Below are 15818 nucleotides of genomic sequence, written 5' to 3'. Positions count from 1 at the left end.
TTTTTTGCAATCTATTCTCTTGTCAAAGTCGCATAGACAGCCCAAGATGTATAGTAAATAATCATTGTTGTTTTGTAGTAGTTGGTCACGCAGGCTGTAAAGGTAATCCATGGCAATACATGTAATTCAAAGTCAACGAATCGAAGTTTTGGTGGATTGTCTAATCGAAAAATTGAAATCGAATCAATCGACCAATGCTTTGTCCGTCTTGCAAGAACGACATATCGTGGTGCCCGATCAAGCCATTGCTGCATGGTTAGAAAAACAAATTGCTGAAAAAATCAGTATTAGTGCCAATATTAAGCATCATCGTAAAATTTTAGGGCTGCAGTGGAAAGCCTACGATTGGGCCTTGCCGAATAAACAAGACCGTGAGCGGATTAAAGGTATCAACATGCCGCCGTTGATTATGCAATGGCGTATTTATAATGTTTTAGCGGTTTTTATTGCGGCTGATCAGTTTGATGCTGCACAGATGCCGACAGATGTGCAGCCCTTAGTCCAGCGTATTTTTGACAGTACAGCACAGCTTTCAGATCGAAAAAAACGTGAGCAAAAGCGGCAAGAAATGTTGTATTGGATCGCTGCTCAAGTCACTCGGCTTTTTACCAACTACATGGCCTTTCGTGGCAGTTGTATTCATACCCCAGATGAAGGTGTTGAGCACTGGGTTTGTCCACATTGCGATACTGACTGGCTAAAAGCGTGGAGTTATAACCAGCCGTTAAATATTATGCAACTTACAGGTCTGAAACCTGAACAAGCTGATGAATATCTACCGACTCAGGCTCGACAACTGGAGCATTGGCAGCGTTGGCTGTGGCATCAAGTATTCCAAAAAGACTTTAATGACCGTCAGGAAATAGACAATAAATTTTGGTTTGCCTTGGCGCATGCTGAGCAAAATCGGCAGCAGCAATTTGATTTGGATGCTGAGGATGATGAGCGCGATGATGATGAGCGTCACCAAACCTATAACGGTTTGCCTGAACAGATTTTCGTCTTTACGACCTTAGAATTACCCCCTGCACAACTGAAATTTTTATATCGCTTGGCAGCGTATACCGAAGTACATTTGTTGTATTTCAACCCATCGCGTGAGTATTGGGCAGACATGGTCGATCCAGTTTGGAAAGATCGTTATAACTTGAAATTACAACAGCGTTATATTGAGCGAAATCCCAATGTCAGCACAGCGCAAATTCAGGCCTATCTGAGTACGACCAATGCCGAATTTCGTGAATCACAGCATTCACTACTGACGCGTTTAGGCAAGCGTGCGCGGGATAACTTTGCATTATTGGTGAATATGTCTGGTGGCGAAGGCTGGGAAGATATTTTTCCAGACACCGAGCCGACAACACTGCTCGCTCAAATTCAATATGACATCATGACCTTAGAAGAACCCGAGCAGCATCAATATGCACTCGCGGGGGCAGATGAATCGATTCAATTTCATGTCTGTCATTCTAGCCTGCGTCAGTTAGAGGTTTTACGTGAACAGTTGGTGCATTGGTTGGCCGATGGCACGGAACAAGAGCCACGCCATCCGAGTGATATCTTGGTCTTGGTGCCAAACTTAAAAGAACTGGAACCGCATATTCGGACGGTCTTTTCGACGACTCGAGGCATGGGTCGCAGTGCTGTGGATTTACCTTATATCCCAGTCAAAATTGCAGGGGTGGTCAGTCAAGATATTCAAAATGCATGGCAAGCCTTTGTTGGACGCATTGAAATTAGTCAAGGTCGTTTTACCGCAGAAGATTTTCATGATTGGCTGAATTTGAATGCGGTGCAAGAACTGTATCAGCTCGACCATGTGCAAATGGAACGTATGATGGAACTGCTGATTCAAGCCGGTTTCCGTCGTGGTTTAGACGAACAGCACATGTTGGCTTATTTGTCCGAGCAAGACCGAGATTATCGTTATACCTTTAAATTTGCATTAGACCGTTTGGCGTTAGGAATTGCGATACCACAACATGCCGTATTTGAGGACACCTTAAGTTTTGCAGGGGTGTCGAGTAGTGATTTTGAGTTGGTTCAAACTTTAATTCAGATCTACCGAGATATCAGTGCGCGTCGAGATTGGCTCAATCCGAATCTCAGCACACAGACTGTCAAAGTGTGGTTGCAACAATTAGATGCAGATTTAAAGCCTTTTGTGGAAGCCAGTGGTCGAGCATTTGAAACCATTCGCAGTGTGATGCGTGCGATGACGCAACGTCTGCATAATGCCCAAAGTGATAAAGTTGAGTCGCTCCCAAACAGCTTTAATTTGCCGTTATCTTTGCTGCTCAAAGAAATACAACAAGGCATCGATAGCTCTGCCGATCAGATCGAACCGACAGGATCAGTGACCTTTGCGGACATGGGGAAAATCCGCCAAGTCCCATTTTCATTGGTGGTGTTAATGAACATGGATAGCGGCAAATTTCCGCGTCGTGATCAGCAAGTGCCTTTTGATTTGATGGATGTGTTTAAACCGGTTTTGGGTGATCGCTCTCGTTTGGAAGATGATAAAGGTGCATTTCTAGATGCCTTGTTATTTGCCCGACAGTCCTTGTGGATTTTCTATAATGGCTTTGATGTCAATGATGGTGAAAGTCGGGAGCCATCCTCTGTGATATATGAATTTAGCCAGTTCCTCGCACGGATGATTCAGCCGCAGCAATTGAACCAACCCCATGATGCCATGCTGGATTTGGATGGCTTACGCATTCCACAGCAGCTCGAGCCGCTATACCATATTTATCCTTTGCAGCCTTTTGACCCGATGGGTTTTCAGCAGTCGAAAAACTTACGATATAAAGATCAATGGTTTGCTGTGGCGGAACATATTTTAGATCAGTCGGGACAACGCCAATCGTGGATTAACCGTGATTATCCTGTGCATGATGAGCAAGAAGTACGGGTATTAGATGGTCAGGAATGGATTAAAGATGTGGTGTTTCCTGCCCGTGCATATTTGAAAACGCTTGGCGTGGCCAGTGTCTATACTGGTGACCAATTGCCGCAGCAAGAGCCTTTGTTGCTGGACCGTTTACAGCGATATCATGTCCGTGACTTATTGCAAAAGCATTATGTGCAGCCTGCCTCTCGTGTCGATCAAACAGAGGATCAGAACTCTACGACCTCAGCTGAACCCGATATGGCCTTGTTCCAAGATGTACTGCCTGTGGGACATAGCCAAATAGCGACTTGGAAGCTCAGTTTGCAAGAGCAGGCACAGTTATTAGAGCGTTTAGATGGACGTTGTGTAACCGTGACCACCCTACAAAACCTACAGCTTGAACCGCATTTGATACTGAGCATCACCGTGCCTGAAGACCCTCAGAGTATGCATTGGTTGAGCTGTATGGCGTCAGGGGCAAAGCCTAAGCGTCAGACGCAAACGTGGCTCGAATATCTACTGTGGTTGAGCTATTTAGACTTAGGGGATGAGGGCGCTGCGTATCGTCGTGAAGTGATTTGTAATGATAAAAGCATAGTCTGTTGTGGATTAAGCTCTGCACAAGCCAAGCTGCAGCTCAGTGAGTGGGTGGCGATGTGGAAACATGCACAAAAACGTCCAGTGGTGCTGCCTGCTGCCTTAATTCGCCAAGAAAAATGCACTTGGGTGGAAAATGAAACAGGCCAACTCATGCCAGATAATTTTGCAAAGCTTCAAGAGGAATGGCTGAAAAATCATAGTTTTGGTGGAGTGGAGTTGGAATCGAATGAAGCCAATAGCCACCATCGTGATTGGACTTTTATTTTACAGCAACAAGCGGCAGATGAGCTTCTGGCATTGTCCTGTCGTTATTATGCAGAACGTTTATATCATGTGATGGATACCGAGGCAGATGACGGCCTAAAAAAACTTAATGTCATCAAGCCTGAGGTGAAAAAATGAATATGCCACAGCAAACGATGAAAATGTCCACCAACCCGATTGCAGACATGAGCTTTACGGGGCTGCACTGGATTGAAGCCTCTGCGGGTACTGGTAAAACCTATACGCTTTCCAGTCTGATGGTACGGATTTTTCTCGATCGCTATATGCCGAATCAGGTCATTGCCACCACTTTCACCCGTAAAGCCACAGCGGAACTCAAAGCGCGAGTTCGGCTGCGGATTGAAGAAACCCGTGACTTTATTTATGGCCTGCTCGCGGCATCTCAAGATGAGTTGGCCGAACTTCAGCAAATTTTGAGTGACCCTTTGTATCAGCAAGTGCTGAAAGATCATGGGCATCATTTAGATTATGCCTACAATCGTCTGAACGTGGTCTTACAACAATATGAAGAACTCTTTGTCGGAACTTTAGACAGCTTTAGTCAAAAGTTATTACGTGAATTTGCCTTTGAAAGTGGTCGTATTGAACAGGTGCAAATCAGTGATGATGAAGACCTGCATATTGAACGGATCATTCATGATTTATTAAGAGATTGGATTCAGCAGCAGCCTGCGCATTTGATTGAATATTTGATGTTGAATCATCAGTTGAAAGGTCCTGAATACTATCTTAGTGTAGTAAAGGAAAGTCTAAATTTCCCATCGGTGGATTTACGCGTCCCTGAATTACCCGAAAATGCTTTGGCGCATTTTGAAGCGATGTGTCATCAGCTTGCACAAATGCTGCCTGCCGCTCGTGTAGAGCTTGCAGCGTGTTTTGATGCCGCAAGTCATTATAAAAACCTGGTGGACGCTCGACGTTTTAATAAAGGGGCATTTTTTGTCACCTTTAACACACGCATTCCCGAGTTTTTACAGCACTTTGAAGCTGCGGGTAGCCAAGGGGTTTTGACCCAGTCCGACGTGTTACAACCGACGATGAAAGCCATTCGCTCATTGTTTTATGATCCGAATAAAACTGAATTTAAGCCACGTGTCTTTAAAGACAAAGTCGTTGAAGAGCAGCCTGATGTCTCAAAAGCGTTTTATCAACATGCTTTTGTTCAACAACTCCGAGCGGTGCTCAGCGCTTATGAACATATCAATCAAGCAGAACAATACCTGAATTTTTATTTGGCGCAGGAAGTCAAAAAGCGTTTGCCTCAAGTGTTGTCCCACGCTGGGGAAACCACCTTTTCACAACAAATTCGGACCTTATCGGAAGCCTTACAGCAAAGTTCAGCAGCGGGGAAAGATAGTTTTGCTGCCCATGTTTTAGCACGATATCCGCTGATTTTAGTCGATGAATTTCAAGACACCAACCAAGATCAAGATGACATGCTGTCCAGTATTTGGCGGGTCAAGGAGCGCTTACATCAGGGCTGTATGATTATGGTCGGCGACCCGAAACAGGCGATTTATGGATTCCGTGGCGGTGACATGCTGACCTATCGTAAAGCGCGTCATGATATTCAAACCAAGGGTGGACGTTGTTATACCTTGAACAAAAACCATCGTTCAGTCAAAAACTTGGTTGAAGTGGTGGATGCCTTGTTTCATCGGCAAACGGACTTTGGTGAGCAAGTTGAATACACCCCGATTCAAGCAGGTGAGCGTGAGCATCCGCCGTTGATTGATCATGATCAAGTCAATCCACAACCTCTGCGTTGGTTGGCTTTGGATGAAACGCTGAATGAAGCTGAGCAAGTGGCTTGGCAGATTCAGTCATTACTCAACCAAGCGCAGCAAGGACATTTATATTTTCAAGAAAACAATATCCAGCGAGCACTGACAACAAACGATATTGCGGTCTTAGGGCAAAACCATTTCGACTTAGAGCAAGTGCAACAATGTTTATTGCAACTGGGTGTTCCTTGTTATAAAGCATCGCGGGACAGCGTCTATAAAAGTTCCGTCGCACAAGACGTTGCCGCTTTGCTGACCGCAATTTTAAATCCTTATCAAGAAGCCAAGGTGAAACGTGCGCTGCTGAGCCGTTTATTGGGTTTTGATCTGAAACAACTGGTCGCACTCGAACAGCAGGCAGATGGGCTGAGCGAAATTATCGAAAAACTCGAACAGATTCGACAAATTTGGAATGAGCAAGGATTCCGCAGCGCGTGGAATAGCTGCATGACGGTCTTTCAGGTGTGGACGCGTTTGGTGGCTGGGCAAAGTCGAGATAATGAACGCACAGTGGTGAATTTACGCCATATCGCAGAATTATTAAGTCAGCAAAGTGAACATTACACAGGTGCACATAAGCTTTATCAATGGTTTATTCGCCAAATCAATTTAGGCATCAATAATGAAAGTACCCAAGAGCGAAAATTGACTGGGCAATTGGGGGTGCAACTGATGACGATTCATGCATCCAAAGGCTTAGAGTTTGGTTGTGTGTTTTTATTGGGAGCAAATGCGGGCTTAAGTGAAAAAAGCAATTTGAATTTTTCCCTTAAAGACAATCAGCAAAAAAGCCTTGGGTTAGAACGTGTGATTGCCGTGAAGTCTTCGGACTTACCCGAAGATGATATTCAACAAAATGATGCGCGCAATGAAGCAGAGCATCATCGCTTGTGGTACGTGGCGTTGACCCGTGCCAGTTATCGTGTTTATGCCGTGCTACGTCATCATGAAGTAGAAAAGAAACAAATGGCAGAAGCGCGTTCAGGACTGACTTTTTGGCGTGGAAGCGCACCAGATCTGTTCCAACACGCAGATAGTGTGGATGCCGATGTCTTGCGTGCAGCACCACCGATGTTGACTCAGACTCAGGTTGAAGCTGTTGTGTTAGAGGCGGAAGAGATTCCCAACAGCCATTTTTATCCACGAGAAACCACCAGTTTTACCGCGCTCACGCGCACGGCGCATAAGGCGCACATACAACGTGACCAACTGGCAGCGGCAATGACCGAGCAGGAAGACAGTGCTGCCGATGAAGTTGAACAAGTTGAAATTATTGAAGCAGAAACGGCAGAGAAAATTAGCTGGATTAAACGGCATTTTCCAAAGGGAACCAAGCCCGGAAGTTTCTTGCATAAATTGATGGAAAAAGTTCGATTTAGCACCCCTGAAGAGAAGTTGGCCAAAGCCATCGCATCACGTTTTCATAGTGATGTTGAGTTTGATTCGCCGCAAATGTTGCAAAACTTAATGAAACAGTTCGGGCAAACGGCAAACCCTGAGCAAGATGAAGCTGAACTGATTGAAGAAATGCGGGAATGGTACAGTCAAATTATTCATACACCATTGCATGATGGTTTTAGCCTGCATCAGTTAAACGATGGTGAATATCGTTCAGAAATGGACTTTCATTTAAGTATGGCAGATCGTGCATTGGCGATACGTAAAATACGCATGCTATTTGAAAGCCTAAATGAGCCAGATTTACAGATACAAGATTTGAATGATGTGTTTACGGCACGCTATCTGACGGGGTCGATTGACTTGGTGTATTTTGATGGTCAGCGCTATCACATTGCCGATTATAAAAGTAATTTCTTAGGCGATCAGACCGCACATTATGATCATGCCTATATTCGAGAAAGTATGAGTCATTCCAGTTACTGGTTGCAGGCTGCATTATATTTGGTGGCCCTGCATCGTTATTTGAAAGCCGTGATGAAAGACTATGATATGACGCAGCATTTGGGTGGGGCGAGTTATCTGTATCTTCGTGGTATGGATGGACAGTCCGATCGTGGGGTATATCACTGGAAGCCGGCGGATACATTCATTCAAAACCTCGATGCAATATTGAGCGAAAAGGTTGTGGCTAAAACGTGAAAAAGCACGAAAAAGATAAAAATATTCACGCTGAAACAATAAGTTGCTTTGTGGATAAGTTTGAGGATAACTGTGTGGAAAATGATCAAAAAGCCTTGTCAGCACAGCCTTTGCACGCGGGACAAGAAAACACTGTAGAAATGCAGGTTTTAGTTACCCAAAATCCCCAAGAAACTGCTGATTTAGATGCGGTTTTGCCGGATTGGATTGACTATTTAATCCAACATTATTTACCCAATCAGGCCAGTCATCCTGCTGCAAATCAGTTAATTCAACAATTGATGCAAGCCGTGGAAAAAGGCGATAGTTGTATTTTGGCCGAAGATGCGCAGATTCAATGTTTGGCTCAGATGGTTCAGCATGAGCAAGCTGAAAAAACACCTGTTGCGCCTTTTATTTTTGATTCACAGCGACTGTATCTCTATCGCTATTGGGCACTAGAAAATGCTTTAGCCAAGCAAGTTGCACGTTTAAAACAGCAAACAGAGCAAAATCTCAATCAAACGCAGATGCTTAATATTGAAAAGGATTTACTGACCGATCCCCATCAGATCCAAGCACTGCACATGGTGTGTCAGCACAATTTTAATATCATTACCGGTGGGCCTGGGACAGGTAAAACTTATACCTTGGCTCGGATTATTGCCGTGTTGAATGAGCAAAATCCAAATTTAAGAATTGCGATGGCAGCGCCGACAGGAAAAGCGGCGCAGCGAATGGAAGAAGCCTTACAAGCAGCGTTTAAAGATCCTGCATTGCAGCATTATTCGATTATTCACAAACATTTGAAACCCGTAACTTTGCATCGTCTATTGGGTTTAGGGACGCGCGCTATCCCGCGGTTTAATGAGCGCCAACGCTTACCCTATGACGTCATTGTGGTCGATGAAGCCTCCATGTTGGATTTAAGTTTGGCGCAGATGCTATTCGCGGCAATCCCTCAACACAGCAAGCTGATTCTCTTAGGGGATGCAGAACAGTTGGCTTCGGTCGATGTTGGCGCTGTTTTGGCCAACCTTCAGGATGTCGATGCCTTACAAGCCAACCGTACCCATTTACAGACCAGCCGCCGTTTTGTACAGGGTGCAGCCATTGGTGAGTTTGCTCGTTTTATTCAACAACAAGAACAACAGCAAACAACCACTGAAGTTCTGGCGAAATTCGAACATCAGGTGGTATCTGCATCCGAACTTCAGCCGATTCAACTGACACCGAATATGAGCGATGTGATTCAGTTGCAATATCTCCCCGACGCTACGAACAGTGCGGCACATTGGGCAAAATATTATGATCAACTGATGTATGGTTTTCAGCCCTATGTGGCATGGTTAAAACAATGGCCAGAGCAACCCGCTGAATATGCAAATTGGTCAGCCCAATTGATTCGCTATTTTGATGATTATCGGATTCTATCGGCCATTCGACATGGAAAATTAGGCTTACACGAACTCAATCAGCAGATTGAACTTCGGGTCTTAAATACCTTGGGTGTGTTGAAACAAGGGGATTGGTATGTCGGTCGTCCAGTCATGATGACCTATAACGATTATCAACTTGGACTATCAAATGGTGATATCGGGATTTGCTTAAAACGACCGATGACGGAAAAGTCGCAGTTTGAGGTTTATTTTCCAAGTTTGGATAAATGGGTGGTGGCAACACGGTTACCTAAAAGTATAGAAACCGCCTATGCCTTGACCATACATAAGTCTCAAGGTTCTGAATTTACCCATACGGCGGTAGTTTTGGAAAATCATGCTACCGAAATGATGAGTAAAGAGCTGATTTATACCGCCATCACTCGTGCCAAAAAAGTGGTGAGTTTGCTTGTTGCAAAAGATGCATTGGCAAAAGCGCTTATAAAAAGAACAGCGCGAGTTAGTGGTCTGTTAGAAAAAATTAACAATCACCTACCTTTGTAAAGCCTAGGCAAAATGTACCGTATTTTGTAAGAAATGGCTTACATCGATTCAGGAGATTTGCGCATAGAGCTTTTTAGAGCTTTTTGAGAAGATGACTTCACAGAAAAAGAACTCAACACGGATGGTTGAGTAAAATCGCAAAAGTATAAGAATAACGTCAAAAGACAGCGAACTTACAGTGAAGTAAGGAAATAGGAAACTTACAGCCGCTAAGCCTTGTAGTTTTGGGAGAGACTACAGGGCTTTTTTATGTCTGGAAAATAAGAAATGCCTATACGCTGTAACAGAAAAGAAATAGAGCTTAACTGATGTACGAAAAAGCTTACATATAGATACGAAAAATACGACTTTTATCTAATAGCCGTTGTGGCAAAATCTACCACATAAGGAAGTGCAAGTTAAAACATGGAATGTTTGACATAAGGACGCGGAAAAGCGCCACATAAAACAATAAATAATAAAACAATAACTAAAAAAGAAGAAACTACAGCGCAAAAAAGCCCGAGCCTAGCTCGGGCTTTTTTTTTAATCATTCCACTTTGAGTTTTGCATGCTAAACATCGAGTGGCAAAATATATCAAAAAATCAGTTTAAAATTCATTCAATGACATCGCATTCAACATGTTAGAAATATGCGGTTTTGTGTCGCATAAAGTATCGAAACATATAAAAAATTTATAATGGAATCGATGTGAAAAAAAAGGCGCTATTATCGTCATGAAAACCTGACGAAGTCGGCCATCTCTTTTTGCAATTGGGACGATTTTCCCTTAATATAATGCACTTGCTGTAGTGATGCACGGCAGTCAGCTGATTTATCAGTTGATTCGTATCAAAAGTTAACTTTATAAGCATCTCGGAGAAATCGAATGGCTTTAACAAACGCAGATCGCGCAGAGATCGTTGCAAAATTCGCTCGCGCTGAAAACGACACTGGTTCACCAGAAGTTCAAGTAGCTCTTTTAACTGCTCAAATCAATGATTTACAAGGTCACTTCAAAGAGCACAAACACGACCACCATAGCCGTCGCGGTCTTATCCGTATGGTTAACCAACGTCGTAAGCTTCTTGACTACCTTAAAGGTAAAGACGCTACTCGTTACAGCGCATTGATTGCTGCTTTAGGTTTACGTCGTTAATTCGATTTAAACTTTTATTTTCGGACTATTGCATGCTTAGTGCTGTATTACTGAAAACTAAAGTCTATCCAACCTTGGTTGGATAATGGGGAAGGGGCGATGATTCGCTCCTTCTTTGTGTCTCAAATTAGCATTTTTAATTAATGTTTTTAATATCTAGTGAGGTCGGCTTCTAAGCTTTGTCATTTATGTTGCAGCGTTTGGGGCGTTGAGTGAATGCCAAACCTTAGGGGTCTCCACTAGAATAAAATCAGGAAAAAATAAAACATGTCGATGTTTAATATTATTCGTAAAGAATTCCAATACGGTCAGCATCAAGTTGTCCTAGAAACAGGTCGTGTTGCGCGTCAAGCGAACACTGTAATCATCACTATGGGTGGTGTACAAGTTCTTGTTGCCGTTGTTGCTCAACCAACAGCTAAAGCAGGTCAAGACTTCTTCCCATTGACTGTTAACTACCAAGAAAAACAATATGCTGCAGGTCGTATCCCGGGCGGTTACGGTAAACGTGAAGGCCGCGCGTCTGAAGCTGAAACTCTTATTTCACGCTTAATCGACCGTCCAATCCGTCCGTTGTTCCCAGAAGGTTACTACAACGAAATCCAAGTGACTGCGACTGTGATTTCTTCTGACAAAACGATGGATGCTGACATTGCTGCAATGTTAGGTACATCTGCTGCACTTGCAATTGCGGGTACGCCTTTCCGTGGTCCAATCGGTGGTGCGCGCGTTGGTTTAATCAACGGTGAATACATCCTTAACCCGAACCACGAACAGCTTAAAGAATCTGACCTTGACCTTGTGGTTGCAGGTACAGAATCTGCAGTATTGATGGTTGAATCAGAAGCGAAAGAACTTTCTGAAGACCAAATGCTTGGCGCTGTATTGTTCGGTCATGACGAAATGCAAATCGCGATCCAAGCGATTAAAGAATTTGCTGCGGCTGCTGGTGCAACAGAGTCTACTTGGACTGCACCTGCGAAAAACGAAGACCTTCGTGCAAAATTAAAAGAAGCGTTTGAAGCGAAAATCTCTGAAGCATACACAATCGCTGTTAAACACGATCGTTATGCAGCACTTGATGCGCTTCAAGCTGAAGCTGTTGCTCAATTTGTTCCAGAAGAAGACGTTGACGGTATCGCTGACGACTTAGCTGAATTATTCGAAGACCTGAAATACCGTACAGTACGTGACAACATCTTGTCAGGTAAACCACGTATTGATGGCCGTGATACTAAAACAGTTCGTGCGCTTGACGTACAAGTTGGCGTGTTAGACCGTGCTCACGGTTCTGCATTATTCACACGTGGTGAAACTCAGGCGTTGGTAACAACAACTTTGGGTAATACACGTGATGCGTTAATGGTAGATACATTAGCGGGTACGAAAACTGACAACTTCATGTTGCACTACAACTTCCCTGCATACTCTGTAGGTGAAACTGGTCGTGAATCTGGTCCTAAACGTCGTGAAATCGGTCACGGTCGTTTAGCGCGTCGTGGTGTACAAGCTGTACTTCCAGCAGCTGACCGCTTCCCGTACGTGATCCGTATCGTATCGGACATCACTGAATCTAACGGTTCATCTTCAATGGCTTCTGTATGTGGTGCTTCTCTATCACTTATGGACGCAGGTGTTCCACTTAAAGCACCAGTTGCGGGTATCGCAATGGGTCTAGTCAAAGAAGGCGAGCGTTTCGCAGTTCTTTCTGACATCTTGGGTGACGAAGACCACCTTGGCGACATGGACTTTAAAGTAGCAGGTTCTGCAAACGGTATTACTGCACTTCAAATGGACATCAAGATCGAAGGTATTACTGAAGAGATCATGGAAGTTGCATTGAACCAAGCGTATGCAGGTCGTATGCACATCTTAAATGCAATGAACCAAGTGATTTCACGCGCTCGTCCTGAAATCTCTATGCACGCGCCTACATTCCAAGTGATCAACATCAACCCTGATAAGATCCGTGATGTGATTGGTAAAGGCGGCGCAACGATTCGTGCGATCACTGAAGAAACTAAAGCAGCAATCGATATCGAAGATAACGGTACAGTTCGCGTATTTGGTGAAACTAAAGCGGCTGCTTCTGCTGCTGTTGCGAAAATCCAAGCGCTTACTGCTGAAATCGAACCAGGTACAATCTACACTGGTAAAGTGATTCGTATCGTTGAATTTGGTGCGTTTGTAAACATCCTTCCAGGTACTGATGGCTTACTTCACATCTCTCAAATTTCTAACGAACGCATTGCGAACGTTTCAGACGTATTATCTGAAGGTCAAGAGATCAAAGTACAAGTTGCTGATGTCGACAACCGCGGTCGTATCAAATTAACCATGAAAGACATCGAACAAGCTTAATGGTTTGTTGATTCACAGGGTTTCGGCTCTGTGAATGGATTCTAAAAAGCCTTGAGTGCAGTCAGAGTATGAACTTTGACTTGCTCAAGGCTTTTTTTATGGCATCATGCAAAAAGTAAACACAATAATAAATGAGATATGCAAACCTATTATTTTTTTCAGCATCCAACAGCCGCGCATATCTATGTGCAAGACCAAGTGCAATGTGAGCATCATCCTGAACTTGAGCCTGAGTTTATTTGGATTGATTGTACCCGTGAAGATGTCGTCAACCGCCCAGAGCTGTGGCAGAGTGATATTTTTCAGGCATCAGACTTGCGGGTCAATGAATACCATCTGCGGGATATTTTAAATTTAGAGCATCCGTGTGCTTTTGACACACTTGATGATTACGATTTATTAATTTTTAGAAAAATGGTCACACCCGATGACCAAATTGCTGCCGGCGCCGATGCGCTTGAAAAGCATGAGCGGGTCTTTGGTTTGGCGACCACCCCGATCAGTTTTTTGCTCACACCCCAAGTGCTGATCACGGTGCGCGAAAAAGGCAACAAAGCCATTGAAAGTTATATCCAACGAATTGAAACCTTAATTTCTCGGCCGATAGAAGAGCAAAATAAGCCGCGAAAATTAGCCCTGACACCCTTAGATTTGGCATTGCGCTTACTGAATAATATGGTAGATGGATACTTGGATTTACGCGTTCCTTTGACCCGCCGTGTCGAGTTTTGGCAGCAAGAATTGCTGCAAGGGCATCGGCGTTTTACCAAGTGGCATCAGTTGCTGCAGGAAAATATGGCCTTTCAGCAAGTGGAAAATTTGTGTGAAGAGCAAATTGAAGCTTTGCAAGAACTGCGTGATGAAGTTGTAGATAATTACCCACATTTGAAAGGCAAAAAGCGCAGTGAAAAGCAGGATATCATGCTGGTTCGGGTAGATGATTTAACCAGTCATATCGAACGCATTCAAAAACACACCACACGATTACGCAGTGCTGTGCAGGCCGCCATTGATCTGCATTTTTCAGCCGTTGCTAACCAAACCAATGAAAATATGCGGATTCTGGCGATTATTACGGCAATTTTCGCACCATTAACCTTATTAACCGGTATATACGGTATGAACTTTGAGTTTATTCCGGGACTCAAATCGCCAACCGGTTTTTGGATCATGCTCGGCATCATGCTGATGACCACGATTTTACTACTGTATTATTTTTATCGACGGCATTTGGTCGGGCGCGGTGAAAAAAGTGTGATTGATATGTTAGCACAGCAGCACGGCGATCAACACATGAATCTGTTTTGGTTTATGGATTATGAACCAATCAAACAGACGGTGAAGGGCACAGTCAAAGGTACGGTTAAAACCATGAAAGAAATTGAGAAGCTGACGAAACTCAAATAATTCGTGTCAGCTTCTCTGATGGGTGGGTTTAGTTGCTAATCATTACGAATCCATGTGGTACTACGTCCGAGTGCAGACACGCCAATATAGCCGCGCATGGTTAAACGTTTGCCATTTGCACTCAGCTTGCCTTTGCCTTTATAGACATTGCCCGAGAGGGGATCCAGCACGGTTCCATTGCTATATTGATTTGGATGTTGTGGGTCTGGTTTAAATTCTTTGATAATTTCGGAACCTATCAAAACCCATTTTTGAGTTTGCCATTACATTTTAAGCATACTTCAACCAAGGGTTTGTACGGCAATGGGCATATTGCAGTGAGTGTTCCACTATACGTCCCGTCGGCATTTTTAACGACGGTGACATCGCCGCGTGAATATCCTGTTTGGTCATCAATTGTTTTCCAAACACTGGTCATATCATTGGCATGCAACAGAGCGCTGAAACTGAGTAATGCTCCAAATAGCACATGATGCATTTGCATGATGAATCCTTTGTCATGATTTTATTGTTTTTAAATTTTGTTTTAAAAATCTGCAGTACAACGCGATTTGACCGATCCTTATGGTCTTAGTAATTCAATTGCTTAGCCTCGTGGGTTGTACTGCGAACGACATGCATCATGAAAATTCCCCTATACGAGTCGATATCTCAAGATATATCATCATTTTCATTACTTTTCAGTAAGCGATAAATTTCATCTTTTAGCTTTAATTTCTTACGCTTAATGGTCTCAATATCCGTGTTGTAGTGATTAACAGGATCTAATTCCAATTGAATGATTTCGCGATCCAACTCATCATGTTCTTCAAAGATCCGCGCAAAATGCGGATTTTCATCACGTAACTGAGTGACCAAATCACGGTACTCAGGAAACATGTTTTTGACTTTTTTATTGCAATCTCGTGTTTTCATGGTTGTCGATCATTTCCTCTACAAGAAAAAAGAAAAACGCCCTGCAGGACAGAGCGTTCACGAATACATTTAGTGCGAATGAAGCTGTTGGTGTTTCACTTGGCGACGTAGTTGTTGGACTTCATCAATCAGGTCGAGCATCATGGCGACCGCAGTAAAACTGGCATCGAAATCTCGTTGAAGCCGATAGGCACGCCGTGCGCGAGATATATCATCGCCAAAAAATTGATGAATCCTGTCTTCTGAACGGCTAGGCAGAATATCGTATTCGAGTAGTTGCAGAACCCATTCTGGACTTTGCCCACAGGCAGAGGCAAAGTGTTGTAGATCAAAACTACTTTTTTCGTCTACGATTTCAGTCTGTTTACATCCGTCACAGACAATTTCACGATAATGAATTGTTGTCATGGTG

At 43.6% G+C, this 15818-nt stretch carries 10 protein-coding genes; 6 read left to right on the top strand and 4 right to left on the bottom strand.

The features are described 5' to 3' along the window. The first annotated feature begins 109 nt into the window (after nt 1-109). The 6 genes from FTV11_RS10460 (at nt 110) to FTV11_RS10435 (ending at nt 14491) form a co-directional block, all read left to right on the top strand. Nucleotides 110-3895 carry an exodeoxyribonuclease V subunit gamma gene (locus tag FTV11_RS10460; protein WP_180073973.1) on the top strand — a complete coding sequence of 1262 codons (3786 nt, stop codon included), beginning with the start codon at nt 110-112 and terminating at the stop codon, nt 3893-3895. Next, nucleotides 3892-7662: a UvrD-helicase domain-containing protein gene (locus FTV11_RS10455; RefSeq protein ID WP_180073972.1), complete on the top strand. Its 3771-nt coding sequence runs from the start codon at nt 3892-3894 to the stop codon at nt 7660-7662. The genes FTV11_RS10460 and FTV11_RS10455 overlap by 4 nt, the downstream gene beginning before the upstream one ends. Before the next feature lie 140 nt (nt 7663-7802). Continuing rightward, entirely contained in the window at nt 7803-9584 is a 1782-nt protein-coding gene (recD, locus tag FTV11_RS10450; RefSeq protein WP_180026800.1) for an exodeoxyribonuclease V subunit alpha, read from the top strand. A gap of 869 nt (nt 9585-10453) precedes the next feature. Next, nucleotides 10454-10723, top strand: coding sequence for a 30S ribosomal protein S15 (rpsO, locus tag FTV11_RS10445; protein ID WP_005007057.1), 270 nt, complete (start codon nt 10454-10456; stop codon nt 10721-10723). 273 nt (nt 10724-10996) lie between these two features. Continuing rightward, on the top strand, nt 10997-13084 hold the full coding sequence (gene pnp / locus FTV11_RS10440) for a polyribonucleotide nucleotidyltransferase (RefSeq protein ID WP_171262611.1): 2088 nt from the start codon (nt 10997-10999) through the stop codon (nt 13082-13084). Between the two features lie 138 nt (nt 13085-13222). Beyond that, a complete protein-coding gene (locus FTV11_RS10435) occupies nt 13223-14491 on the top strand; it encodes a magnesium transporter CorA family protein (RefSeq protein ID WP_180073971.1) in 1269 nt (422 codons plus the stop codon). Between the two features lie 35 nt (nt 14492-14526). On the opposite strand, the gene FTV11_RS17135 is transcribed toward FTV11_RS10435, so the two are convergent. The 4 genes from FTV11_RS17135 to FTV11_RS10420 all read right to left on the bottom strand — a co-directional run bounded on the left by FTV11_RS17135 (nt 14527) and on the right by FTV11_RS10420 (nt 15814). After that, a complete protein-coding gene (locus tag FTV11_RS17135; RefSeq protein ID WP_180066201.1) occupies nt 14527-14733 on the bottom strand; it encodes a DUF2147 domain-containing protein in 207 nt (68 codons plus the stop codon). Beyond that, on the bottom strand, nt 14730-14975 hold the full coding sequence (locus FTV11_RS17130; RefSeq protein ID WP_257223238.1) for a hypothetical protein: 246 nt from the start codon (nt 14973-14975) through the stop codon (nt 14730-14732). Before FTV11_RS17130 ends, FTV11_RS17135 begins: the two co-directional genes overlap by 4 nt. 167 nt (nt 14976-15142) lie before the next feature. Beyond that, nucleotides 15143-15406, bottom strand: a complete 264-nt coding sequence (locus FTV11_RS10425; RefSeq protein WP_180002890.1) for a YdcH family protein — start codon at nt 15404-15406, stop codon at nt 15143-15145. Nucleotides 15407-15475: 69 nt separating this feature from the next. After that, nucleotides 15476-15814, bottom strand: a complete 339-nt coding sequence (locus FTV11_RS10420; RefSeq protein WP_078189792.1) for a chaperone modulator CbpM — start codon at nt 15812-15814, stop codon at nt 15476-15478. Nucleotides 15815-15818: the final 4 nt, after the last annotated feature.

Origin of the sequence: Acinetobacter sp. YH12231 (assembly GCF_013417755.1) — a bacterium.
GTDB classification, from domain to species: Bacteria; Pseudomonadota; Gammaproteobacteria; order Pseudomonadales; family Moraxellaceae; genus Acinetobacter; species Acinetobacter amyesii.
The sequence above is the reverse complement of the archived record's forward strand: the minus strand, read 5'-3'. Positions and strand labels throughout refer to the sequence as shown.

Coding starts and splice junctions, on each gene's coding strand:
- FTV11_RS10420 (WP_078189792.1), bottom strand. CDS start 15,814: ATGACAACAATTCATTATCGTGAAATTGTCTGTGACGGATGTAAACAG.
- recD (WP_180026800.1), top strand. CDS start 7,803: ATGCAGGTTTTAGTTACCCAAAATCCCCAAGAAACTGCTGATTTAGAT.
- FTV11_RS10425 (WP_180002890.1), bottom strand. CDS start 15,406: ATGAAAACACGAGATTGCAATAAAAAAGTCAAAAACATGTTTCCTGAG.
- FTV11_RS10460 (WP_180073973.1), top strand. CDS start 110: ATGGCAATACATGTAATTCAAAGTCAACGAATCGAAGTTTTGGTGGAT.
- FTV11_RS10455 (WP_180073972.1), top strand. CDS start 3,892: ATGAATATGCCACAGCAAACGATGAAAATGTCCACCAACCCGATTGCA.
- FTV11_RS17130 (WP_257223238.1), bottom strand. CDS start 14,975: ATGCAAATGCATCATGTGCTATTTGGAGCATTACTCAGTTTCAGCGCT.
- pnp (WP_171262611.1), top strand. CDS start 10,997: ATGTTTAATATTATTCGTAAAGAATTCCAATACGGTCAGCATCAAGTT.
- rpsO (WP_005007057.1), top strand. CDS start 10,454: ATGGCTTTAACAAACGCAGATCGCGCAGAGATCGTTGCAAAATTCGCT.
- FTV11_RS10435 (WP_180073971.1), top strand. CDS start 13,223: ATGCAAACCTATTATTTTTTTCAGCATCCAACAGCCGCGCATATCTAT.